The 656-nt window shown below is 35.7% G+C and carries 1 pseudogene; it reads right to left on the reverse strand.

Annotation, left to right across the window (positions count from 1 at the left end):
• Positions 1–518 (reverse strand): annotated as a pseudogene (locus LS69_RS10105) (flagellin B); the annotation flags it as partial.
• Positions 519–656: the final 138 nt, after the last annotated feature.

Genomic DNA, 656 nt, shown 5'->3' on the forward strand with positions numbered 1-656 from the left:
CTTACATGCCCAATCTTATCAGAACTTGTTGCACCAATACTTGCACGAATGGTTTGGTTAGAGTAAGCACCTACTTGGAATTCTTTGTTTGTAAATCCACCAGCAAGAAGTGTCAAACCATTATAAGAAGTTGTTTGAGCGATATTATCTAGGGATTCAATCAATCGGTTAATATCTGCTTGAATCGCTTTTCTTGTAGTTTCTGTTTGACCATCTTGAGCTGCTTGAGTTGCTTTTGTTTTGATAGTATCTAGCACTTTAACTTGCTCGTCCATAGCTTTATCAGCGATTTGGATAATCCCCATACCATCGTTAGCATTTTTGATTGCTTGACCTAAAGCGTTTGCTTGTGAGCGCAATGAATCGGCAATCGCCATACCTGAAGCATCGTCTTTTGCAGAGTTGATTCTAAGACCACTACTTAACTTTTGAAGCGAACTTGCTAAATCTGTTTGTGTGAATGTGCTTTGAGCTGTTGCATTTAACGCATTAACATTTGTATTGACTTGAAATGCCATTTTAAACTCCTTTTTATTGATTGCCTTCCTTGGCAAAGATTTAAGATTAAAAGTCTTATCACTTGCAGGTTAAAATAGAAGTTTGAAGTTAAGTTAAATTGAGATTTTAGATTTAGGTTTGAAAATTGTAATTTTCAA

It is taken from the genome of Helicobacter sp. MIT 05-5294 (assembly GCF_000765675.1).
Lineage (GTDB): Bacteria > Campylobacterota > Campylobacteria > Campylobacterales > Helicobacteraceae > Helicobacter_D.